Genomic DNA, 22,919 nt, shown 5'->3' with positions numbered 1-22,919 from the left:
GATTTGGTTTTAAAGTTTCGGCCGGTCGCTTAAGCGATCAGCCCTTGTTCTTGTTGTAGACGTCAATGAACACGGCAGCGAGCAGGACGGCGCCCTTGATCATCTTCTGCGAGTCCGTCTGGTAGCCAAGGATCGACATGCCCTGGTTCAAGACACCCATGATCAATGCACCGATGACGGCACCCGTTACCTTGCCGACGCCGCCGGAAGCCGAGGCACCGCCGATGAAGCAGGCGGCGATCACGTCGAGTTCGAGACCATCACCGCCCTTGGCCGTTGCCGAGTTCAGACGCGTGGCGATGATGATGCCGGCGATGCTGGCAAGAATGCCCATGTTGATGAAGGTGTAGAACGTCAGGCGTCTTGTATCGATGCCGGAAAGCTTCGTCGCCTTCTCATTGCCGCCCATGGCATAGATGCGACGGCCGATCGTGGTGCGCTGCGTGGCGAAGGCGTAGAGTGCGATCAGCAGCAGCATGAGGATCAGAACATTCGGCAATCCTCTGTAGGAGGAAATCTGGTAGCCGATGAAGATGGCCGCAGCGGCAACCACCAGATTCTGGCCGACAAAGAAGCTGAATGGCTCGACATCGATACCGTGCTGCTCATTCACGCTGCGGCGACGCCACGACAGGAAGAACATGACGATCGGGATGGCGACGGTCAGCAAGATCGACGTGGAATGGATGCCGCCGATATCGGCGAAGTCGGGAATAAAGCCGGTTGCGACGATCTGGAATGCCGGCGGAAACGGACCGATGCTGCTGCCGTTGCCGGTCGTATTGATGATGGCGTAGGTCAAGCCGCGGAAAACCAGCATGCCTGACAGTGTCACGATGAACGACGGAATACGGTGATAGGCGATGAAATATCCATGCCAGGCGCCAACTGCGGCACCCATCAGAAGACAAATGACCGTCGCGAGCGCCAGGTTCATGTGCATCTGCACGACCAGCACGCCGGCGACCGCGCCAACGAAGCCGACAACGGAGCCGACAGACAGATCGATATGTCCAGCCACAATCACCAGCAGCATGCCCAGCGCCATGATGACGATGAACGAGTTCTGTAGAACGAGGTTGGTCAGGTTCTGCGGCCTGAACAGCACGCCGCCGGTCAGCCACTGGAACAACAGCATGATCACCACGAGCGCGATCAACATGCCGTATTCGCGAATATTGTTGCGGATATGATCGCCAACGGAGACGACGTGGCTTGTTTCCGTGGCTGGGTTGGCCGAACTCATTGATGCTTCTCCCCTGAGCGCATAATAGCGCGCATGATGCTCTCCTGGCTCGCCTCTGCCTTTGGCAGTTCGGCGACGATGCGACCCTCGTTCATGACGTAGATTCGGTCGCAAGTGCCGAGAAGCTCGGGCATTTCCGATGAAATCATCAGAACGCCCTTTCCGTCGGCGGCAAGCTGGTTGATGATGGAATAGATTTCGTATTTTGCGCCGACGTCGATGCCGCGCGTGGGCTCATCGAGGATGAGCACGTCCGGATCGGAGAACAACCATTTCGACAGCACCACCTTCTGCTGGTTGCCGCCGGACAGGTTGCCCGCCTCCTGGAAAACGCCGGCCGAGCGAATGCGCAGCTTGGAGCGATAGTTAGTCGCCACCTGCAGCTCCCGCACATCGTCGATGACGGTCGCCTTGGACACGCCAAGCAGATTGGCAAGCGTCGTATTGTGGAGAATGCTGTTCGACAGAACCAGACCAAGTTGCTTGCGGTCCTCGGTCACATAGGCAAGACCGGCATCAATCGCCTTCCGCACCGTGCTGGTATCAACCAGCTTGCCTTCGAGGAAGACTTCGCCGCTGACCTTGTGGCCATAGGACCTGCCGAAGACGCTCATGGCGAATTCGGTGCGTCCCGCGCCCATCAGGCCAGCGATGCCGACCACTTCGCCCTTGCGCACATGGACATTGATGTCGTGCAGGATCTGGCGGTCGCGATGCTGTTGATGGAAGGCATTCCAGTTCTTCACTTCGAAGATGGTCTCACCAATCGGAACCGAGCGAGGCGGATAGCGGTCGGCCAGCTCGCGTCCGACCATGTTGCGGATGATGATATCTTCGCTGATCTCTTCTTCGTGACAGTTCAGCGTCTTTACCGTCATGCCGTCGCGCAGCACCGTGATCTCGTCGGCCACCTTGCGCACTTCATTGAGCTTGTGCGTGATGATGATCGAGGTGATGCCCTGATTGCGGAACTCGATCAGGAGATTAAGGAGCGCATCGGAATCGCTTTCGTTTAGCGATGCCGTTGGCTCATCGAGAATGAGCAGCTTGACGCTCTTCGAGAGGGCTTTGGCGATCTCGACGAGCTGCTGCTTGCCGACGCCGATGTCGGTCACGAGCGTGTTCGGAGATTCCTTGAGACCTACCTTGGCAAGGAGCTTTTTGGTGCGGGTGAAGGTTTCCTGCCAATTGATCATGCCATTGGCGACGACTTCATTGCCCAGGAAAATGTTTTCGGCAATCGACAGCAACGGCACGAGCGCGAGCTCTTGATGGATGATGATGATGCCGATCTCTTCGGAGTCCTTGATGGTCTTGAACTGCCGAACCGCGCCGTCATAGTAGATGTCGCCGTCATAGGTCCCGGCCGGGTAGACGCCCGAAAGCACCTTCATCAGGGTGGACTTGCCTGCCCCATTTTCACCGACAAGGGCATGAATTTCGCCCTGGCGGACCTTCAGATTGACATTTTCCAAGGCGTTCACACCGGGGAACGACTTGGTGATTGTCCGCATTTCGAGGATGGTATTGTCCATTGTCTATATCCAACGCCGCGATCCAACATAGCAGACCGGGCGACCGTCTTAAATATCAGAGTCAGGGCTCGCGTTTCCGCAAGCCCTGACCGGTATATCGGAAAATTACTTCAGCTGATCAGCCTTGTAGTAACCGCCCTCGACGAGAACCTTTTCATAGTTGGTCTTGTCGACTGCAACCGGAGTCAGCAGGTAGGACGGAACAACCTTGACACCGTTGTCATAGGTCTTGGTGTCGTTGACTTCAGGCGTCTTGCCTTCCATCAGAGCGTTGACCATGCCGACGGTGACCTTTGCGAGGTCACGGGTGTCCTTGAAGATCGTGGAGTGCTGCTCGCCAGCGATGATGGACTTGACCGAAGGAATTTCGGAGTCCTGGCCGGTAACGATAGGCAGTTTCACGCCACCGGTGCCGTAGCCAACGCCCTTGAGCGAAGACAGGATGCCGATGGAGAGACCGTCATAAGGCGACAGAACGGCGTCTACATGCGAATCGGTGTAGTAAGCCGACAGCAGGTTATCCATACGAGCCTGGGCCGTTGCCGGATCCCAACGCAGCGTGCCGACCTTGTCCATCCCCATCTGACCGGACTTCACGACGAGCTTGCCGCTGTCGATGTAAGGCTTCAGAACCGACATCGCGCCGTCATAGAAGAAGAAGGCGTTGTTGTCGTCTGGCGAACCGCCGAAGAGCTCGATGTTGAACGGGCCCTTGCCGTCCTTGAGGCCGAGGGCGTCGACGATCGAGCCAGCCTGAAGAACGCCGACCTTGAAGTTGTCGAACGTAGCATAGTAGTCGACATTGCCGCTGTTGCGGATCAGGCGGTCATAGGCGATGACCTTGATGCCGGCATCATGAGCCTTCTGCAGAACGTCAGACAGCGTGGTGCCGTCGATCGAAGCAATGACGAGGACCTTGTCGCCCTTCGTAACCATGTTTTCGATCTGCGAGAGCTGGTTCGGAATGTCGTCGTCGCCATACTGCAGGTCGGTGCCGTAGCCGGCAGCCTGGAGCTGCTTGACGATGTTGTTGCCGTCATCGATCCAGCGAGCCGAAGCTTTGGTCGGCATCGCGATGCCGACGGTGCCCTTGTCTGCCGCGAAGGCAGGCGTGACCAGCGTAGCGACGCCGAGCGCAACGCCGGTCATCAATGAGATAATGGATTTCATTACTCTCTCCCTTGTTAATAGTGTGGCGGACGAAAAAACGCCCGCCCGAAACTGCGGCAGGTTCCGTAGAAGGAATGGTTTACTTCTAATTGTGAGAAACGAAGTAGGTCTCCTCCACGCTCTCACGTGTTATGAGCTGCAACCAGCGCACGATCGGCAAACTCGTACGATTTCGTATAACTGTCAAATAGAATAACTGGCAAAACACATATCAAGTTTGGTATAATGTTAAAAAATAGTACTTTTTTGCCGACGAATGGGAAATTTGGCCGCCATGGAGAAAATATATAACGACTATTTGAGCGATGGCATTGAGATTCATTCCGACAATTTTCGCGACGACACGCTGCTGAAAGCCGGTCTGAAGCTCAATCACCTGCGCATGATCGTCACGATCGAGGACCACGGGCAGATTTCCGCCGCCGCTGAGTCTATGAACATGTCACAACCTGCGGCTTCGCGCATGCTGTCCGAAATGGAGTCGATTGTCAAAAGTCCTCTCTATGAGCGCGTCGCCCGCGGCGTCGTGTTGACGCCCTTCGGCCTTGCATTGGCAAAGCGGGCACGCAAGATCCTGCTCGAACTGCGTGAGGCGGGCCGGGAGATCGGCGCATTGCGCACCGGCAAGGGCGGCTCCGTTTTCCTCGGCGCCGTCACGGCCCCGGCGATCAGCCTTGTTGTGCCGGCGATCCAGCGCGTCACGCGCACCTATCCCGGTATCGAGATCAATATCGAGGTGGAAAACAGCAACGTGCTCGCTCGCGAGCTGCTGGCCGCCCGTCACGATTTCATCATCAGCCGTATTCCTGACGATCTCAATCCGCGCCTGTTCACGGCGCATGAGATCGGCATCGAAAAGGCCTGTCTCGTGGTCCGCAACGGGCATCCGTTGCTTGCAAAGGGCGTCGCCAGCCTGGAGGACCTTGCGGCTTATGATTGGGTCTTCCAGCCGCCGGGCACATTGCTCCGCCGCAAGGTGGAGGACATCTTCCTTGCCGCCGGCGTGCCCCTGCCAGAAAACATCATCAACACATCTTCGCTGCTGCTGACCCTTGCCGTGGTCTGCAAGACGGAGGCCATCACCCCCATAGCGCTCGATATGGCGCAATTCATCTGCGGACAATCATCGCAGGCCGGCGAATCCTGCATCCTGCCGATCGATTTCGATATCGATGTGAAGCCTTACAGCCTCATCACCGCCCGCGAGCGCGCCATGCCGCCGAGCGCCAGGCTGCTGCACGATATGATCCTGGAAGAGAGCCGGAACCTCGCGCTGATATAAGGCGCACCTGGAACGCGACCGCTACTTCATAAGCTCCACGCCAACTTCCAGCGTTATGGACGTTGGCGTGGAGGCCACGCATGCTGTTCAAGCAATCATTGTTTCAATCCGTTCTCGATCGCCTCGATTCAGAAGAGGACCTTTCCGAGAATGAAGAGGCCGGGCATCGCATCCGCGGCCTCAATGTGAGCTTTGCCGCAACTGTTCCCGGCGGCGAAACGCCTGAGGCATCCCATCTCGACGAAGCCTATCGCGACAATCTTGGCGAGCCGATCATCCCGCCGGAGCCGGCACCCACACCGAAAGAGCCGGAGCCGCCTGTCATGCCGGAGCATCTGGCGCGGACCTCGCGGGAAGAAGTGGCGGCGGAACTGGCAATCACTTCCGACAGCACCCTCCAGTCCCTGCATGAAAAACGCCGCAGCTTCGCCAAGGCCAACCACCCCGACAGTGTGGCCGCCCTCTTCCGGGAGCAGGCAACGGCCCGCATGACGCTCGCCAATCAGCTGATCGACGAAGCCATACGCCGCCTCACGCGATGATCACTTCTTGTCGTCCGCCGACGTGTCGTCTTCGCCCGTATCGTCCTGCAGCGGTGCTTCGACATTCGCAGCGGGTGGCTGCGGCTTGAAATTCAAGAGCAGCATCCAGGCCGCATAGGCACCAAGCGCGCCGGAAAGGAGGGCCCAGAAAGGCTGCGAACCAAGGGTCTCGACGATTGCCCAGCCAAAACAGACAGCAACGATCAGGATCCGCACCCAAAGCGGCTTGTAGATGGGGTGGCTAGGGTCGATCAGTTGCATGGGTCTCGTTCACCTGTTCAAGGAGACTTGTCTTTAGCGCATCATCGGGAAAACTGTGAAGCGGTTTGAATAAAATAAGCTGGTCTCGGCAAATTCCGGACAAGCCGATATGGCATGATGATTTTCGGAATTGTGAAGGACAGGCGGCTTGACGTCGCCTTCGGAAAATGGAATGAAAATTCCATATAGATCATTGTTCGGTTCATTTGTTCCGAATCCAGGGAGGTAAAAATGACTGTCAGATTTGGCCTGCTCGGCGCAGGACGCATTGGTAAAGTACATGCGAAAGCCGTGAGCGCCGACGCCAATGCCAAGCTCGTGGCTGTCGCGGATGCGTTTCCGGCGGCCGCGGAAGCGATCTCTGCGGCCTATGGCTGCGAAGTGCGCACCATCGAGGCGATCGAAGCCGCTAAGGACATCGACGCTGTCGTGATCTGCACGCCGACCGATACCCACGCCGATCTCATCGAACGCTTCTCCCGCGCCGGCAAGGCGGTCTTCTGCGAAAAGCCGATCGATCTCGACGTTGCCCGGGTCAAGGCCTGCATCAAGGTTGTCGATGAGGTCAAGGGTAAGCTGATGGTCGGCTTCAACCGCCGCTTCGATCCGCATTTCATGGCGGTCAAAAAGGCGATCGACGACGGCCGCATCGGCATTGTGGAGATGGTGACGATCACCTCGCGCGACCCGGGCGCCCCGCCCGTCGACTATATCAAGCGCTCCGGCGGCATTTTCCGCGACATGACCATCCACGATTTCGACATGGCCCGCTTCCTGCTCGGCGAAGAGCCGGTGGCCGTTACCGCAACCGCCGCCGTGCTGGTCGACAAGGCAATCGGCGAAGCCGGCGACTACGACAGCGTTTCCGTCATCCTGCAGACTGCATCGGGCAAGCAGGCCATCATCTCCAACTCCCGACGCGCCACCTATGGCTACGATCAGCGCATCGAGATCCACGGCTCGAAGGGAATGGTCGCCGCCGAAAACCAGCGCCCCTTCTCCATCGAAGTCGCCAACGGTGACGGCTACACCCGCCCGCCGCTGCATGATTTCTTCATGACCCGCTATACCGAAGCCTATGCCAACGAAATCGCCAGCTTCATCGCCGCCGTCGAAAAGGGCGGCGCCATCACGCCTTCGGGCGCCGACGGCCTCGCAGCCCTGACGCTCGCCGACGCCGCGCTGCAATCCGTTAAAGAAGGCCGGCTGGTGAAGATCGGCTGAGCGACGGCTCGGCCTCGATCAAAATATGAATACATTGCAAAAGCCCGTCGCAAATCGTTTGCGGCGGGCTTTTGCAATGAGCCCGCCTGCAGGAGGCCGAACGAATAGTTCTTGCAAATCAGATAAGTGTATGCTTATCTGTCGGCATGATCGAAAATGAGATATTCCGAGCCTTGGCCGACCCGACCCGCCGCGCGATCTTCGAGAAGCTGGCGGCAGGCGGCATGAACGCCAGCGCCTTGCGAGAGGGTATGGAGATCAGCCAGCCGGCAATGTCTCAGCACCTCTCTGTTCTTCGCAGCGCCGGGCTTATCAGAGAAGAACGACAGGGGCGCTTCGTGAATTACGAGGTCGATCCGGAAGGGCTGGCGCTCATCGCGCAATGGCTGGCGAAGTACCGCGCCTATTGGCCCGCTCGCATCGAAGCTCTCAAGGTCTTGCTGAAGGATATGGATCAATGAACGACGTGAAGACCGAAAAGCACGACATTGAGCTCGAATACGACTTCGACGAACCGCCGCAAAAGGTCTGGCGCGCCATCAGCATCCCGGAGTTTCGGGAAAGCTGGCTTCCGAGCGACGCATTGGCCGATCCCGAGGCGACGTCGGTCACACCCGGTCAGGAAGTTCGCTACAGGATGAGGGACAATGCCCCACCATTCCTTGAAAGCACCGTGACGTTCACGGTCACCCCGAACGCATCAGGCGGAACCAGCTTGCGGATCATCCACAAGCTTACCGACGCAAGGTTCGACCGGATAACGGATACAGCCGCAAACAATAACGGCCCGCTTATGCTCGCCGCCTGACGCGGCGAAGCCCCCACACCATAAGTCAACAAGATTGGAGTTCGCCGATGCGCGAAGCGATGCAACTCGTCCCTATGGTCGTTGAGCAGTCAAACAGTGGGGAGCGCTCTTTCGACATCTATTCCCGGCTGCTGCGCGAAAGAATCATCTTTCTCAACGGCGAGGTCAACGATACCGTCTCGGCCCTCGTCTGCGCGCAATTGCTGTTTCTCGAAGCGGAAAGCCCGAAGAAGCCGATCAGTCTCTACATCAATTCGCCGGGCGGTGTCGTGACCAGCGGCCTCGCAATGTATGACACCATGCGCTATATCCGCGCGCCGGTGCATACGCTCTGCATGGGGACTGCCCGCTCGATGGGTTCATTCCTGCTGATGGCTGGCGAGCCTGGCCAGAGGGCCGCCTTACGCAATGCCAGCGTCCACATCCACCAGCCGTTGGGCGGCTTCCAGGGGCAGGCTTCGGACATGTTGATCCATGCCGAGGAAATCAGGCGCACCAAGCATCGCATGACCCGGCTCTATGCCGAGCATTGCGGGCGCTCTTACGAAGAATTCGAGCGCGCCATGGACCGCGATAACTTCATGACCACGGAGCAAGCACTCGAATGGGGATTGATTGATCGAATTCTGGATATTCGCGAGGAAGATCGAGACCTTGGCACACCGGGTTGATCTGAAGGCCTCAGCCCGACAGGATGCCCATTCCGTTTCTGGGCTGCTTTATTCCCTGCTCAACCAGCCTGGCCGCGCAGCTCCACGACGGAAGCTCCCCTCCTCACCACATCGTTGTCGATGATCGAAAGGGCGCGGTTCAAATGCCCTTCGAAGACCAGCGTTTGCTCGTCGGCAATGACGCGCAGCTCCGGCATGCCCTCCATGCGCACGACATGCGACTCCGCCAACCCCTCCTCTATACCTTCGATCAGCAGGTCGTGGTACCGCACCCCCGGGCCGGTGATGACGATCGGCATGTGCTCATGCAGGCTCAGCACCCGCGAAAGGCCGTTGCCGAGTGCCAGCCCTGCCTGGCGAAAGGCCAGTTGGTTGCGGCGCCCGCCGTGTCGTGCGCTGGCCGCGATCTTGTCCAGCTCCGCGATGGGAACGAACTTTGCCGGGATGGTATCGAGCGGCACGTCGAAGGCCGTGCGCAGCATGGCATAAAAACCCGCATAGGCCTCGATGCAGCCGCGCGCGCCACAGCGACAGAGGCCGCCGCCAGGCACATGCATCATATGCCCGAAATTCGGCGCCGATATATGATGACCGCCTTCCTCATCGCGGCGCACGATGCCGAGACCGATGCTGTGGCCCAGCGACAACGCCGCCAATGCCCGGAAATCGGAACCCTTCCGGTTTTCCTCCTGCCGTCCGAGCGCCGAGGCGACGAGCAGGGTCTCGTTGCCGAGGATGATCTTCGCCTGCCATTCATCGCGAAGCATGGCTGCAAAATCGATCTCGTCACGCCCGAAGATCGGCGACCAGCGCAGCACTGGCTCGGAGGCATCGACAAGCCCTTTGCTGCTGATCGAAATCATCAGGACCTTGTCGCGAGACAGCTGTGAACGCGCAACGATTCGGCTCAATGCGTCGCGCAGGCCGGCCACGAACGAACCGACGCCGGAACCCTCCTGCGGCCGGTCCTCGGTGAAACGATCGATCAGCCGTCCGCTATAGTCGACGAGCGAATATTGCACGGCATCCGAGGAGATGACGACGACGATGAGATAGCCGCAATCGCGCCGTTGCGAGAACAGCACGCGCGGCCGTCCACGACCGCTGGCCGCCTGCTGCTCGGCCTTCTCGATGATCTGGGCCCGCTCCAGATCCGCTGTTATGACCGATACGGTCGCAGACGAAAGCTTCGTGAAATCAGAAAGTTCGGTATGGGCGAGCGGGCCGTGCCGGCGCAGCGCCGACAGCACCAAGGCGCTGTTCCTTTGACGGACCAATTCGGTGCTCGATTTGGCCAACATCGTCAAGCCTCCCGCTCATTCCACCCTCCCCTCCGCATCTCCCGATGGCTCTTCCGGATGGCCGATGAAACCTGGCAGTGCGGGTGTTGACAGTTGAAAAAATCTCTGACACTAAATTTCTCGACTGTCGAGAAAAAAATCAAAGCCTTTTCTCGTCAGCGATATCGCGGCGGCCAACGGGAGTTCAGGACACGTGCGGCCGCATTCACTCGGGAGGATAATATGAAAGCTTTTATCAAGCTGGCTGCGGGCGCGGCCATCGTTTTGACCATGCAGACGGCTGCCTTCGCCAAGGATCTCGTCGTTGGCGTTTCCTGGTCCAACTTCCAGGAAGAGCGTTGGAAGACCGACGAAGCCGCCATCAAGAAGGCGCTTGCAGCAGCCGGCGCGAAGTATATCTCCGCTGACGCCCAGTCTTCCGCTTCCAAGCAGCTGACCGACGTTGAATCCCTGATTTCCCAGGGCGCCAACGCTCTCATCATTCTCGCTCAGGACTCCGACGCCATCGGTCCGGCCGTTGAAAAGGCCGCCGACGAAGGCATTCCGGTCGTCGGTTACGACCGCCTGATCGAAAATCCCGCAGCGTTCTACATCACCTTCGACAACAAGGAAGTGGGCCGCATGCAGGCTCGCGAAGTCCTGAAAGCCAAGCCGGAAGGCAACTACGTGTTCATCAAGGGCTCGTCGTCCGACCCGAATGCCGACTTCCTCTTCTCCGGTCAGATCGAAGTGCTGAAGCCAGCTATCGACGCCGGCAAGATCAAGAATGTCGGCGAAGCCTACACGGACGGCTGGCTGCCGCAGAACGCGCAGCGCAACATGGAACAGTTCCTGACCGCCAACAACAACAAGGTTGACGCGGTCGTCGCCTCCAACGACGGCACCGCCGGCGGCGCTGTCGCCGCTCTCGACGCCCAGGGCCTCGCCGGCTCCGTACCGGTTTCCGGCCAGGACGCCGACAAAGCAGCCCTGAACCGCATCGCGCTCGGCACGCAGACGGTTTCCATCTGGAAAGACTCGCGTGAACTCGGCAAGCGCGCTGCTGAAATCGCTCTGTCTCTTGCCGGTGGCAAGACCCAGGACCAGATCGACGGCGTCCAGACCTTCAACGGCGGCCCGAAGCATGTCGCCATGAAGTCCGTCTTCCTGACCCCGGTCGCAATCACCAAGGACAATCTGAACGTCGTCATCGACGCCGGCTGGATCTCCAAGGCTGAAGCTTGCCAGGGCGTCAAGGCCGGCGCCGTCGCGGCCTGCAAGTAAGCCGTCCTTGAACGACTGACCCATCGACATACCGACGCCGCAGCGGCATCCCGTTGCGGCGTCGAATGCGGATTGGAAGCCGACAACTCCCCCTTGCAGTTGGAGACGGAGCTTCCCGCAGCGTGCTGCGCCATCGCACACCTCTTGGCCTGCCGGATGGCGGTCATCGGGTCCGGACGAAGTCCGGCTGGACAGGCGATGATGCATTTTTTTGAGATTGGCGCGGTTGCCAGCGATAGCCCAGCATGCATCGCAGGCCGCGCCCGATAGAGGGAGAACGGCAAAGCGATGGCCGACATGACACAGTCCACCACATCGAGCGGCCCCCGGAGCGCAGATGCCGGCCCAATCACCCGCTTCCTGCGGGCCACGGAAATCGATACCCGCCTGCTCGGTATGATCGGAGCGCTGCTGATCATCTGGATCGGCTTCGATCTTTACCTGCGGATATTCGACGGCCGCGAATTCCTGACCGCCAGAAACCTTTGGAACCTCTCGGTGCAGACCTGCGAAATCGCGGTTCTCGCCACCGGCATGGTACTGGTCATCGTTACACGCAACATCGACCTGTCAGTTGGCTCGGTGCTTGGCTTCGTCGCCATGATCATGGGCGTCATGCAGGCCAAATGGCTGCCGCAATATCTCGGCTTCGACAGTTCATGGACCTGGATCATCACGCTCATCTGTGGCCTGGTGATCGGTACGGCGATCGGCGCCTTCCAGGGCGGGATCATCGCCTTCATGAATGTCCCCTCCTTCATCGTCACGCTCGGCGGACTTCTCGTCTGGCGCGGCCTTGCCTGGTACGTCACCAGCGGCCAGACCGTTGCGCCGATGGACTCCACCTTCGTCATCATGGGCGGCAGCGGTGCCACCGGCTCGATCGGCGCCACCTGGAGCTGGGTCGTCGGTGTGCTTGCCTGCGTGATGATCGTCGCCAGCATCGTCGGCTCGCGCCGCCAGAGGAAGCGCTTCGGCTTTCCGCGCCGCCCGCTCTGGGCGGAATATTTCCTGGGCTGCCTCGGTTCGGTCTTGGTGCTCGGCACCATCTATCTCTTCAACAGCTATAACTGGCCCGTTGGCATCGCCAAGCGCTACGCCACGGAACACAATATTACCTGGCCGGAAGCGGGCCTCGACATTCCCTACGGCATCGCCGTTCCGGTTCTCATCGCCGTGCTCATCGGCATCGTCATGACCTTCATCGCCACGCGCCTGCGCTTCGGCCGCTATGTCTTCGCGATCGGCGGCAATCCGGAAGCGGCCGAGCTTGCCGGCATCAAGACCCGCTGGGTCATCGTCAAGATCTTCGCGCTGATGGGCTTACTCGCCGCCGTCGCCGCCGCGATCTCGACAGCCCGCCTGAATTCGGCTGTCAACTCGCAGGGCACCACCTACGAACTCTTCACCATCGCCGCCGCCGTCATCGGCGGCACATCGCTTGCCGGCGGTAGCGGCACGGTCGCCGGCGCCATGCTCGGCGCGCTGGTCATGCAATCGCTGCAATCGGGCATGGGCCTCGCCAATGTCGATACGCCAATTCAGAACGTCGTCGTCGGCATAGTCCTGGTGGTCGCCGTCTGGCTCGATATCGTCTACCGCTCGCGCGCCAAGTAAAAGGAATTCTGAACCATGACGGATCAAACCACTCCGCTTGTGGAAATGAAGAACATTTCCATCTCCTTCGGCGGCATTCACGCGGTCGACAATGCCTCGGTGGACCTCTACCCCGGCGAAGTCGTAGCACTCCTCGGCCATAACGGCGCCGGCAAGTCGACGCTGATCAAGATTCTCTCCGGCGCCTACAAGCGCGACAGCGGCGATATCCTGATCAACGGCGAACCCGTCGATATCCGCACCCCGCGCGACGCCAAGAAATACGGTATCGAGACGATCTACCAGACGCTGGCTGTCGCCGACAATGTCGACGCCGCCGCCAACCTCTATCTCGGCCGCGAGCTGCAGACCCGCTGGGGCACGCTCGACGACGTTGCCATGGAAGCCAAGGCCCGCGAAGTGATGGGGCGCCTCAACCCGAACTTCAAGCGCTTCAAGGAGCCGGTGAAGGCGCTTTCCGGCGGCCAGCGCCAGTCGGTGGCGATCGCCCGCGCCATCCTCTTCGACGCCCGCATCCTGATCATGGACGAGCCGACCGCGGCACTCGGCCCCCAGGAGACGGCGCAGGTCGGCGAACTGATCAAGCAACTGAAGAAGGAAGGCATCGGCATCTTCCTCATCAGCCACGATATCCACGACGTGTTCGACCTCGCCGACCGCGTCTCGGTCATGAAGAACGGCCAGGTCGTCGGCCACGCCCGCACCGAAGACGTCACCAAGGACGAAGTGCTCGGCATGATCATCCTCGGCAAGGTTCCGCCAAAAGCCATCCCCGGCCCCGGCGCGATGCGCGAATAGGCCGAAACCGCCACCCACAACACAAGGCCGCGGCTCAAAAGCTCGCGGCCTTGTTCATTCAAAACCACCGATATGCGCTTTCCTGAATTTTCCGCATTGAAGCCAAACGCTTCCTAGGCTAAGAACCAGCCATCGGACAGGCGATTCAACCCGCCTCAGGCATGCACCCGTAGCTCAGCTGGATAGAGTGTTGGATTCCGATTCCAAAGGTCACAGGTTCGAATCCTGTCGGGTGCGCCATATTCCGCCGATTCCACGCTATTATACGCGATTGCCACCTGTTATGCACTGGACTGGACATGCAGTGCCAAACTTCCCCGCTCCGCATTTAAAAACGGCGGCATTCGGCGGAGAAAAGTTCGTATTCTCTGGATGGTAAAGATGGCCGACGAACAGGCAGCACCGGCGGAGAGGCCGATGCTGCGCTGTGATTGTCCTTTGATGATCAGGACGCTTTGCGCTTACCGGTGACGGGCCTCGTAGAGCGCGACCGCGTCGGCACCGCCCGGAAACTGAAGGCGACCTGTTGTGTCGTGGGCTGCATCCCATATGGCCGCGGCGACATCCGTTTCCTTCGTCGTCATGGCGGGGTGAGCAAATTCCGCGAAGATCGGCGTCGCGAAGCCGGCATAGGCCGGCGGGATCAGATCCTCGATCCGCACATCCGTATTCTGTGCGAAACGCGTCGTCGGGGCATAGCCAGGCTCGACCAGCCTGGCGCGGACATTGAAATAGCCAAGCTCATGCGCGAGCGAGCCGGTAAAGCCTTCGATCGCCTGCTTGCTGGCGGTGTAGGCCGCCGCCAGCGGCATGGCGGCCAGCGTCACGCTCGAGGTCACGTTGACGATCACGCCGGACCGGCGTTCACGCATCTGCGGAATGACGGCCTGGCACATGGCCATGACGCCGAACGTGTTGGTGGCGAAGACCTTGCGGATGTGCGCCATCGGCGTCGCCTCGAACGCGCCCACAACACCGATGCCGGCATTGTTGACCAGCACGTCGATCGGCCCGGCCGCCGCGACGGCGGCGGCGATACTCTCGTCGCTTGTCACATCAAGCGGCATAACGCGCAGCCGGGCCGAGGCAGGGAAGAGGCTGGCGTCGGGGCGGCGCATCGTGGCGATCACATTCCAGCCCTTGTCGAGGAAATGGCGTGCCGTCTCCAGGCCGTAGCCAGAGGATGTGCCGGTGATCAGGATCGTTTGCATGGGAACCTCCATTCGTTTCGGATGGTTCCTTGATAGCGCCGATCATCTGGACGAAATATAATTCATTATCCATTTATATTGTTCAATCGTCCAGGTCGGCAATAAACTCGCCCGCGCTTGATCTCAGGCGTGGCCGACGCTGCCATTCATCCGGGCAAATCTTCCTGGCGGACACCCAAGCCGCTTGCGGAACGCCGTGCTGAAGGCGCTGGCCGAGTCGTAGCCGATGTCGTCGGCGATCCGGTCGAGGGACTTTGCGCCGCGCAACAAGGCATCCTTGGCCAGCGCCATCCGCCAGCGGACGAGATATTCGATCGGACCGCAGCCGAGCACCGCGCCAAATCGCGCGGCAAAGGCGGAACGCGATTGGCCGGCGATTCGGGCAAGGCCTGCAACTGTCCAGTCTGCGCGCACATCGGCATGCATCGCCGCAAGCACGCGCGCGAGCGCCGGATCGCGCATGCCATGCAGCAGACCAGCGCGGTCTTCGCCCATGGTGGTTCCCTGCGAGCGAAGCGCCTCGATGAGAAGAACTTCAAGCATGCGCTGGAGGATCATATCCTTGCCCGGCTCGTCGCCACGGCACTCCTCGGCGATGAGATCGATCAGCCGTCCGAGCCGAGCCGATCGCTCTTCTGATGGCGGAACATGGATCATGCGCGGCAACAGGGCGAGCAGCAGCGGCGCATTCGCCGCCTCGATACGAAACGTGCCGCCCAGCGCTATGAAATCCGCTTCACCCTCCTGCTCGCCATGGCGCACGGGCACATCCATCGGGTCTGTCGGTGTCCCGCCCAGGCCGGGACGACTGCTCAAGGTAAAGGCGGGGGTCGAGGGCAGGAGCAGAAATGCTCCCGTTTCCAGCTTCAAGGGCTCCTCGCCTTCAAATGCAATCCAGCATTCGCCCTTGAGAATGATCGTAAAGCCGGGGGCGTCATGCGCTGCATAGCGTACGGCCCAGGTGCCCCGGCCAGAAATGGGCTTCGAGATGGCCGTGTTCGGCCGAAGCAGGGCAATCACATCGCTGAGCGGGTCCACGTGGATGATCCATATAATATCGAGACAATTAATTATGGATCGTCCGAAGTGGCAAGTCCAGTGCCTGACGGCGGGCCTGGCTACAGCTTGCGATAGGCAAACATGCTCGTCTCATAAGGGAAGGAAATGTCACCGCCCTTTGAAAGTTCAGGGGTTCGCGCGATCAGCGCCCTTACCTGCTTTTCGACTTCCGCCTGTTTCTGCTGAGGCAAGGCCGCGATGAAGCTGACGGATAATGTCCGTTTGACAATGACCTGTTCTGCCGTTCCAACATGTGCGTTGCGGGCATGGCGCTCATCGATGAACTCAAATCCAGGTGCGGGAAAGACGCGGCGCCATTCCCCCGTCACATAGCGGGGCGTATTTCCCTCCCACTCGTCCGTGATGGCGGACAGTTCAGCGACCCATGGCACGGTCTCGTCCCGCCCATTCCAAATGAGCCCCAGCACGCCGCCCGGCGCGAGAATCCGCCTGATCTCCTGCAAGGCGGCTGCGTTTGCGAACCAGTGGAATGCCTGCGCGCAGACGACGGCATCAACGGATGCGTCTGGCAAAGGGATAGCTTCCGCCGAACCGGCCAGAGCCTGGACCTCCGGAAAGTCGGCCGTAAATTGCTCGCGCATGGCATCGATAGGCTCAACCGCAACGAGGGTTCCTCCGCATTGCCGCAGCAAGGGCATGAACTTTCCTGTGCCGACACCCAATTCCAGAACTTTCCGGCCGGGTCCGACACCCACGATGCCGCGCAACCAGTCCAGCGCCTCGGGCGGATAGCCTGGTCGCCCGCCGACATAGGCCGCAGCACCGGTCTTGTAGCCTTCAGATGATGTATGCATTGCGATGGTCCTTGCTTGGTGGAATTTTGCCTGATCGTCGAGGCGAGTTGCATTTAGGCGGGCTTAGAGAGCTATGGCGTAGACGTAGTTCTCATCATCACCCGGCGCGGTGCGCCAATAATTTCCTAATGCATTGAAAGCTCAAAACAGCTTAGCTGGCGGCGATGTAATGGCATTTGAAATATGGTCATTCAGCCTTTTTCAACTGGGCTTGCGTCCCCACTTTCGAGCTTTGGCTTGCTTTTCCGCAGCAAGCCGCTCTCCAAAGGCATGAATATCTTTGACTACGAGGGATATCGCTGGCTCCTCGTTAAGAATGTAGGCGGGACTTCTGTCTTCGATCCGAGGGACCGGCTTGCCATTCGCCCATGGCTGAGCTTTGCCATCGGAGTCCTTACGTTTCTTCTTCTCAAAGATGTCCCGATAACGGCGTGGGGAGATGCCGATGAACGGTTCGAAAAGAACTTTGGTCTTAGCGTCATCGGCGAGGAACGTAATCGAGTCCTCGTGAAGGTCCTTCGCATGACTCTTGGGATACGGTTCCAGAAAGACGACTTTCCTGATGCCCGATGAAACTACGTGCTTCGCGCACATATGGCAAGGAAAGGTGGTGGTGAAGAGGATGGCATTCTGAAGCGGCTTGCCTTTGCGAGCCGCATCAGTGATGGCCGACATTTCGGCATGGATGATGCGTCCGAATTCGATGATGTCCATCACCTTAGAATCAGCGATCAGCTTCTCGGAGAGCAATTTCTCCACTTGAGCATAGGTGCTGCCTGCAGACTTGAGCTTGTCGGAGAGATAATCGAGCTTGCCCAGACGTTCGACCAGGTCGAAGAGCAAGCGGAGCTTCCTCGCATGGTTACCGTCCTCACCCTCCTCAAAGTCGCGATGAGGGGCAACGTCCGGATCGTCGCACCAGTAGGTACCTCCGAATGCCTTTGGAACCTCGTTGCATCCAAGTGTGATCACCTCACCTTCCGGCGAGAAGATCGCGGCTCCGATCTGACGAGACAAGTCCAATGATCTGAGCGAGGCACCTGCTGCTGCATACATGCCGTACTCACGCTTTGTCGGGGACATGCCGTTATGACCGAAGAAAGCCTTCACAAAGCGATCAATAACGTCTTTGGTGGCGTCGCCTGCCCCGCCGGGTACGAAAACGTCTCCTAAATGAAAAACATCGGAAACTCGCTGGCCGAAATCGTCGTCCTGCTCATTGTTATCGCGCTCTATCAGATCGATTGCAGTTTTTTCTGCATCGGAATCCTCGACAAGGCTAGTGCGATACTGCTTGATCTTCTTCATGAGCTGTTTACGTCGCTCCTCCGCATCGGCAAAAACGGAAATCTGAATGAACTTTCGCCCGTAGACTTCCCGAAGCAGAGAGATCTCCTCGACGCGCTTGAACTGCCGGAGAATGAAAGCTCGTTGAAGGAGCGGTTCATTGCGGGCATCTTTCGAGTCGAGGTCCTTATTGCCAAGTTCCGCGCGTAGGCGTCGGATCTCGCTGATCGCGAGGCAGGCCAGTGCCGCGTTTTGCTTTGACTCCCGGCGAACCCTGTCTGCACTTTCTATCAGCGAATGGTAACGCTCGCCGTAGGTAGCGTTTTTGAAGACGAGGTCAGGAAGAAGGTCACGCATTACCGTTGTTATGTGGATGACGCTCGATTGATACTCTACATCTGCAAGTGCGTTCTGCAGATGGTCGATCACGGCATCCATGTCCACGCCGATAGGGCCAACGAGTCCTATGACGAGTTCTGGATTGTCTACTATGGCGTTTGCGTTCAAGTCACACCTTAAGCGGAACTTAACGACCCTCGGGCGATTATGATTTCGCAAGGCCGTTAATAATTGTATGCTCGAGTCGGGTTTCCTTAGGAGGATAAAGATCATGGATGCGAAAACTGTCAAGGGTGATGCAGTTTCGAGTACAACCAGAGGACAGCAACTCTGGACGATCATGACTGACGCCGCGAAGAACGTACTCGAGCGTCCTGGCAACCAGCGCGGGCCGTATGTGATCAAGGACAACGACTTGAAGATTGGAAAGCAGGCCTCCAGTCGCTAAAAACCAGCCCGCCCATCGGCGGGCTTTATTTTTGTATTCCGTTGGCCATCACAACCGTTCCACGGCCTGCGAAATCATTACAATGTGCCGAGGGGTCGTGATTCATTATCCGGAGCGCTGCGATGCGCCGGTACGCCGTGGTTTTCACTGCAAAATGTTCGGATCGAGATTGAGGATGGTTATGACGTCTTCATCCTGGACAGGAAATGGCCGCCCCGTGGTTCCAAAGGTCGCAGCACCGTATCCGGTGGCGTGCGCGACTTTCCAATTGTGGTCAACAATTCACAGTTCCTTTGGTTTATCGTTGTGACAGTCAGTCCGAACTAAACGATGTTAGCGTTCAGGGCGCAATGCTAGACTACGAGCACCGCGCTTTGCTAAACTCTCCTCCACACCGCCCCCCAAACAAATCATAGGCACCTCCCATGCCGAAGATCGACATTGCAGCCGTGCCGAAACACAAAGGCACCCGCTACCCCGCCCCATTCAACGCCCCCTGTGCCGAGCGCATCCGACAGCGGCTGGGGGATGCCGGCGGCCTTACGGGTTTCGGGGTCAATCTCATGCGGTTGCCGCCCGGCAATTGGTCGAGCCAGCGGCATTGGCATTCGGAGGAAGACGAATTCGTCTATGTGCTGGAGGGCGAGCTGACGCTGGTTGAGGATGGCGGCGAAACGGTGCTGCGCGCCGGCGATTGCGCCGCCTTCCCGAAGGGCTCCGGAAACGGCCATCACATGATCAACAAGTCGGACACGACGGCGGTTTATCTCGAAGCCGGCGCGCGCTCGCCGACCGACCTCATCACCTGCTCCGACATCGACATGATGAGCTCCAGCACCGACGGCCGGTTCGTGCACAAGGATGGCATGCCCTATCCCGACGGCTAGGCCGCGGCGCGCAATGCGGCGACGGCGTGCCCGGATGGGAAATAATGACGACATCCTGGCCGTGAGGTCGATCTATTCGACTATGCCGCTACTCACGCGGGTCGTCCGGCAGGACAAAAGATGCGTCGGCGCGCCATGCAGCATCACTTCCCGCACGAAGTCGAAACCGCATTTTTCGAGCACGCGCCGGGAAGCCGCGTTGACGGGTCGAACGAGGCCGATTACTCGCTCGGCAAGCAAGTCGTCGCGCGAAAAGGCCAGAGCCTCCTTCACCAGTTCCGTGGCATAGCCGCGTCCCCAGCAATCGGGATGCAGGTGATAGGAAAGATTGAGCCCCTCGAACTCCTTCGAGACGGTCACGCCACCGAACCCGATCGGCTGCCCTTCAGCCTCGATCGTCCAGCGTCCAAATCCATGCACACGCCAGTGCGCCCGGTCACGGGAAAGGCGCCGGGCACTCTCCTCAGGTGAATCCGGCGTCGGATTCGGTCGATGGGCAACAAGCTCGGGACGGGCAAAAAGTGACGTGACGAAGGCAAGATCCCGGTCTTCCGGCATACGCAAAGACAGACGTTGAGTGTGCCGCACCATGAAGACCGCCTTCGGGTTACACCGCCTCGGCCAGGGTCGGCGGGTCGTAGCAGCAGGCGGCCGTGGAAACGCCTATGCTGCAGCCGCTCGCCTCCAGCGCTTCAGTTACCACGTCCACGAACAGGCGGCGCAACCAAACCGCCCGGCTGTCGGCCTGATCGACGCGCCGATACAGCATCGTCACCGGGTCGGCCGGCAGTTCGAATGGCGGCACCGAAACCGTCAGATCATGCAGCTGCGCCATGCAGCGGGCGATGGATTCCGGGATGGTCGCAATGGCCGGAATGGCCCGCAATGTCATCGGCAGAGCGGAAAAACGCGGCGCGGTCGCCACGACCTGGCGACGATAACCGAGGCGCGCCAGAGCGGCATCCACGTTTGTGGATATCGCGCCTTCAATGGAGACGGTCACATGCGGCGCACTGGCAAATTGCTTCAGTGTGAGCGGCGCGGGGCATTTGAGATGGCGGGGATCGTAGATGCAGAGCGATGCCTGCTCGAACAACGGCGCGCGAATATGCCAGGAGGCGGGCTCGTCATGCACGGAGATGCTGAAGTCATAGGCGCCCTCGTCCAGCAGGCGCGCAGCATCGCGTTTATCGAACGCCACGCTGACCAGCCGGGCATTCGGCGCCAGCTCACGCAGCCGCGCCACCAGCGGCCCGAAGAAGGACGATTCGAGATTGTCGCACATGCCGACGCGGAACTCGCCCTGCCAGTCCGCCGGATCGAAGGCCGCCGGCGGACGAATGGCGCGCTCGATGCCGGACAGCGCATCCTCGATCGCCGGCGCAATGGAAAGCGCCCGCGGCGTCGGCTGCAAACCGCGCCCGACGCGCACGAACAATTCGTCATCCAGCGTCTCGCGCAGCCGGCGCAACGCGGCGGAAAGGCCCGGCTGACCCAGCAACAGGCGCTCGGCCGCGCGGCTCACATTCCGCTCCTGCATCAGCACGGAAAAGGCGAGCAGCAGATTGAGATCGATTTTTCGAAGCGTTGCATCATTCATCATCGCCAGTAATACCTGACATGGTTACTATCAATTTGCAATAGGGTTTGAACGTGTACATTTTCTCGTTCCCTGCCGTTTGCAACCTCCCAAGAGGCGGCAGCACAGAAAGGAACGATCCCGATGACTTCTTCCCAAACCCGAAGCGGGGCTGGATTGGCGTTGCTGCTGCTTTGCGCCGCCAACTTCCTGGACGCCATGGACGTCTCCACCATTGGCGTGGCCCTGCCCGCAATCCAGAAAGAGCTCGGCATGCAGGCGACATCGCTGCAATGGGCCGTCAGCGCCTATGTGCTCGGCTATGGCGGCTTCCTGCTGCTCGGCGGCCGCGTTGCCGATCTCTTCGGCCACCGCCGCGTGTTTCTCTGGTCGCTCGGCGTCTTTGCTGCCGCGAGCATTGCCGGCGGCTTCGTCGATAGCGCGCCGACCCTGATCGCCGCACGCCTGATCAAGGGCATCGCCGCCGCCTTCACCGCGCCGGCAGCCCTCGCACTGCTGCTCTCCGTCTTCGGAGAAGGCAACGCCCGTGCCAAGGCGCTCGGCGTATTCTCCTCGACAGGCGCCGCCGGTTTCGTGCTCGGCATGGTGCTGGGTGGTGCTGCGACCATCATCAGCTGGCGCGCAACCATCGTCATGGGTGCTCCCGTCGCCATCCTCGCGCTGATTGTCGCGCCCTTCGTCCTGCCTGCCGATCACAAGCGAAGCGGCCCACGCGCCCGCTTCGACTGGGCAGGCGCAATCACCATCACCCCCGGACTGCTGCTCTTCGTCTTCGGCGTCACCAACGCCGCGGCCGACGGCTGGCAGGCATTTTTCACCTGGGGATCGCTGGTGGCGGCACTGGCGCTGATCCTGCTGTTCCTGCTGGTCGAGTCACGCCATGCAGACCCCATGGTGCCGCTTGCCATGTTCCGGCGCGCCAAGCTCAGCCACGCCAATGCCGTCGCTGCGCTGTTCCAGGGTGCCTATGTCGGCTTCCAGTTCATCGCGACGCTTTACTACCAGAATGTCGTCGGCTGGTCGGCCTTCGCCACCGGCTTCGCCTTCGCCCTCGGTGGCGTCTGCGTGATGTTCCTCGCCCCTCTCTTCGCCACGATCGGGCAGGCCCGCGGCACGACTTTGCTAATGACGTTCGGCGTCGGACTACAAGCCATCAGCTATCTCTTCTGGGTGCTCTCGGTCGGCCAGATCGACACGATCGTGCTGGTCGCCATCTCGCAACTCCTGCTCGGCGTCGGCTATGCCATGACCTATCCGTCCATTCAGGTCGCGGCACTGTCCGATATCGAAGAGGATAAGTCCGGCCTGGCTTCGGGCATGCTCTTTGCCTCCTTCCAGATCGGCGGCGGTATTATCCTTGCGGCAGCCTCGGCTGTCTTCGGCGCAGCCCCCAGCTACGGTTGGAACCCCTATATCGCCGGCATCGGCTTCGTGACGATCCTGGCTGTCGCGATCACGCTGCTCGCCGCCGTCGGCCCGCGGACATCTGCGGCAAGAGCGGCAAACTACCAAGCCGCCGAATAGGCCAAAACACCACGACCCGCTCGTCAAAGAG

Annotated in this window: 23 protein-coding genes and 1 tRNA gene; 13 read left to right on the top strand and 11 right to left on the bottom strand. The window is 59.7% G+C overall.

The window, feature by feature from the left end; all coding sequences use genetic code 11:
* Window positions 1–37: 37 nt before the first annotated feature.
* The 3 genes from mmsB to chvE form a co-directional block, all read right to left on the bottom strand.
* Window positions 38–1,246: a multiple monosaccharide ABC transporter permease gene (gene mmsB, locus FHT28_RS02835; protein ID WP_037194979.1), complete on the bottom strand. Its 1,209-nt coding sequence runs from the start codon at window positions 1,244–1,246 to the stop codon at window positions 38–40.
* The gene (gene mmsA, locus FHT28_RS02830) at window positions 1,243–2,781 is read right to left on the bottom strand and encodes a multiple monosaccharide ABC transporter ATP-binding protein (protein ID WP_047638707.1); all 1,539 of its coding nucleotides are present in this window, start codon (window positions 2,779–2,781) and stop codon (window positions 1,243–1,245) included. The genes mmsB and mmsA overlap by 4 nt, the downstream gene beginning before the upstream one ends.
* Before the next feature lie 105 nt (window positions 2,782–2,886).
* A complete protein-coding gene (gene chvE / locus FHT28_RS02825; protein WP_047562528.1) occupies window positions 2,887–3,951 on the bottom strand; it encodes a multiple monosaccharide ABC transporter substrate-binding protein in 1,065 nt (354 codons plus the stop codon).
* 274 nt (window positions 3,952–4,225) lie between these two features.
* Between chvE and FHT28_RS02820 the strand changes: the two genes are divergently transcribed.
* Together FHT28_RS02820 and FHT28_RS02815 are read left to right on the top strand one after the other, a co-directional pair.
* The gene (locus tag FHT28_RS02820; protein ID WP_037194984.1) at window positions 4,226–5,233 is read left to right on the top strand and encodes a LysR family transcriptional regulator; all 1,008 of its coding nucleotides are present in this window, start codon (window positions 4,226–4,228) and stop codon (window positions 5,231–5,233) included.
* A gap of 80 nt (window positions 5,234–5,313) precedes the next feature.
* Window positions 5,314–5,775 carry a hypothetical protein gene (locus FHT28_RS02815; protein ID WP_168595511.1) on the top strand — a complete coding sequence of 154 codons (462 nt, stop codon included), beginning with the start codon at window positions 5,314–5,316 and terminating at the stop codon, window positions 5,773–5,775.
* Here FHT28_RS02815 and FHT28_RS02810 read toward each other — a convergent pair whose 3' ends face one another.
* On the bottom strand, window positions 5,776–6,036 hold the full coding sequence (locus FHT28_RS02810; protein WP_047638709.1) for a hypothetical protein: 261 nt from the start codon (window positions 6,034–6,036) through the stop codon (window positions 5,776–5,778).
* Between the two features lie 231 nt (window positions 6,037–6,267).
* Between FHT28_RS02810 and iolG the strand changes: the two genes are divergently transcribed.
* From iolG to FHT28_RS02790, 4 genes are all read left to right on the top strand, one after another.
* On the top strand, window positions 6,268–7,260 hold the full coding sequence (gene iolG / locus FHT28_RS02805; protein ID WP_113118480.1) for an inositol 2-dehydrogenase: 993 nt from the start codon (window positions 6,268–6,270) through the stop codon (window positions 7,258–7,260).
* 146 nt (window positions 7,261–7,406) lie between these two features.
* The gene (locus FHT28_RS02800) at window positions 7,407–7,721 is read left to right on the top strand and encodes a metalloregulator ArsR/SmtB family transcription factor (RefSeq protein ID WP_037194992.1); all 315 of its coding nucleotides are present in this window, start codon (window positions 7,407–7,409) and stop codon (window positions 7,719–7,721) included.
* Entirely contained in the window at window positions 7,718–8,068 is a 351-nt protein-coding gene (locus tag FHT28_RS02795) for an SRPBCC domain-containing protein (RefSeq protein WP_168595510.1), read from the top strand. The genes FHT28_RS02800 and FHT28_RS02795 overlap by 4 nt, the downstream gene beginning before the upstream one ends.
* 47 nt (window positions 8,069–8,115) lie before the next feature.
* Window positions 8,116–8,739: an ATP-dependent Clp protease proteolytic subunit gene (locus FHT28_RS02790; protein ID WP_037195000.1), complete on the top strand. Its 624-nt coding sequence runs from the start codon at window positions 8,116–8,118 to the stop codon at window positions 8,737–8,739.
* Window positions 8,740–8,798: 59 nt separating this feature from the next.
* On the opposite strand, the gene FHT28_RS02785 is transcribed toward FHT28_RS02790, so the two are convergent.
* Entirely contained in the window at window positions 8,799–10,040 is a 1,242-nt protein-coding gene (locus tag FHT28_RS02785) for an ROK family transcriptional regulator (RefSeq protein ID WP_168595509.1), read from the bottom strand.
* A gap of 222 nt (window positions 10,041–10,262) precedes the next feature.
* Here FHT28_RS02785 and xylF point away from each other — a divergent pair, with 222 nt between their 5' ends.
* From xylF to FHT28_RS02765, 4 genes are all read left to right on the top strand, one after another.
* Window positions 10,263–11,303 carry a D-xylose ABC transporter substrate-binding protein gene (gene xylF / locus FHT28_RS02780; RefSeq protein ID WP_037195004.1) on the top strand — a complete coding sequence of 347 codons (1,041 nt, stop codon included), beginning with the start codon at window positions 10,263–10,265 and terminating at the stop codon, window positions 11,301–11,303.
* Window positions 11,304–11,591: 288 nt separating this feature from the next.
* A complete protein-coding gene (locus tag FHT28_RS02775; RefSeq protein ID WP_047562514.1) occupies window positions 11,592–12,920 on the top strand; it encodes a sugar ABC transporter permease in 1,329 nt (442 codons plus the stop codon).
* A gap of 15 nt (window positions 12,921–12,935) precedes the next feature.
* Entirely contained in the window at window positions 12,936–13,718 is a 783-nt protein-coding gene (locus FHT28_RS02770) for an ATP-binding cassette domain-containing protein (protein WP_034503944.1), read from the top strand.
* A gap of 163 nt (window positions 13,719–13,881) precedes the next feature.
* A tRNA-Arg gene (locus tag FHT28_RS02765) sits at window positions 13,882–13,958 on the top strand.
* Window positions 13,959–14,179: 221 nt separating this feature from the next.
* On the opposite strand, the gene FHT28_RS02760 is transcribed toward FHT28_RS02765, so the two are convergent.
* The 4 genes from FHT28_RS02760 to FHT28_RS02745 form a co-directional block, all read right to left on the bottom strand.
* Window positions 14,180–14,929 carry an SDR family oxidoreductase gene (locus FHT28_RS02760; RefSeq protein ID WP_168595508.1) on the bottom strand — a complete coding sequence of 250 codons (750 nt, stop codon included), beginning with the start codon at window positions 14,927–14,929 and terminating at the stop codon, window positions 14,180–14,182.
* Between the two features lie 123 nt (window positions 14,930–15,052).
* Window positions 15,053–15,967 (bottom strand): AraC family transcriptional regulator, encoded by a 915-nt coding sequence (locus FHT28_RS02755; RefSeq protein WP_168595507.1) that lies wholly within the window; start codon window positions 15,965–15,967, stop codon window positions 15,053–15,055.
* An 80-nt stretch (window positions 15,968–16,047) separates the two neighbouring features.
* The gene (locus FHT28_RS02750; RefSeq protein ID WP_168595506.1) at window positions 16,048–16,803 is read right to left on the bottom strand and encodes a class I SAM-dependent methyltransferase; all 756 of its coding nucleotides are present in this window, start codon (window positions 16,801–16,803) and stop codon (window positions 16,048–16,050) included.
* A 201-nt stretch (window positions 16,804–17,004) separates the two neighbouring features.
* Complete coding sequence (locus tag FHT28_RS02745; RefSeq protein WP_281408427.1) at window positions 17,005–18,597, bottom strand: anti-phage dCTP deaminase; 1,593 nt, start codon at window positions 18,595–18,597, stop codon at window positions 17,005–17,007.
* A gap of 103 nt (window positions 18,598–18,700) precedes the next feature.
* Here FHT28_RS02745 and FHT28_RS02740 point away from each other — a divergent pair, with 103 nt between their 5' ends.
* Window positions 18,701–18,877 carry a hypothetical protein gene (locus tag FHT28_RS02740; RefSeq protein ID WP_168595504.1) on the top strand — a complete coding sequence of 59 codons (177 nt, stop codon included), beginning with the start codon at window positions 18,701–18,703 and terminating at the stop codon, window positions 18,875–18,877.
* A gap of 425 nt (window positions 18,878–19,302) precedes the next feature.
* Window positions 19,303–19,764 (top strand): cupin domain-containing protein, encoded by a 462-nt coding sequence (locus tag FHT28_RS02735; protein ID WP_168595503.1) that lies wholly within the window; start codon window positions 19,303–19,305, stop codon window positions 19,762–19,764.
* Window positions 19,765–19,836: 72 nt separating this feature from the next.
* Here FHT28_RS02735 and FHT28_RS02730 read toward each other — a convergent pair whose 3' ends face one another.
* Both FHT28_RS02730 and FHT28_RS02725 read right to left on the bottom strand, forming a co-directional pair.
* The gene (locus FHT28_RS02730; protein ID WP_168595502.1) at window positions 19,837–20,355 is read right to left on the bottom strand and encodes a GNAT family N-acetyltransferase; all 519 of its coding nucleotides are present in this window, start codon (window positions 20,353–20,355) and stop codon (window positions 19,837–19,839) included.
* A gap of 16 nt (window positions 20,356–20,371) precedes the next feature.
* Entirely contained in the window at window positions 20,372–21,367 is a 996-nt protein-coding gene (locus FHT28_RS02725) for a LysR family transcriptional regulator (RefSeq protein WP_168595501.1), read from the bottom strand.
* Between the two features lie 120 nt (window positions 21,368–21,487).
* Between FHT28_RS02725 and FHT28_RS02720 the strand changes: the two genes are divergently transcribed.
* On the top strand, window positions 21,488–22,888 hold the full coding sequence (locus FHT28_RS02720) for an MFS transporter (protein ID WP_168595500.1): 1,401 nt from the start codon (window positions 21,488–21,490) through the stop codon (window positions 22,886–22,888).
* Window positions 22,889–22,919: the final 31 nt, after the last annotated feature.

The sequence above is a fragment of the Rhizobium sp. SG570 genome, assembly GCF_012275345.1.
GTDB lineage: Bacteria > Pseudomonadota > Alphaproteobacteria > Rhizobiales > Rhizobiaceae > Rhizobium > Rhizobium lusitanum.
This window is presented reverse-complemented; position numbering and strand designations above follow the sequence as displayed.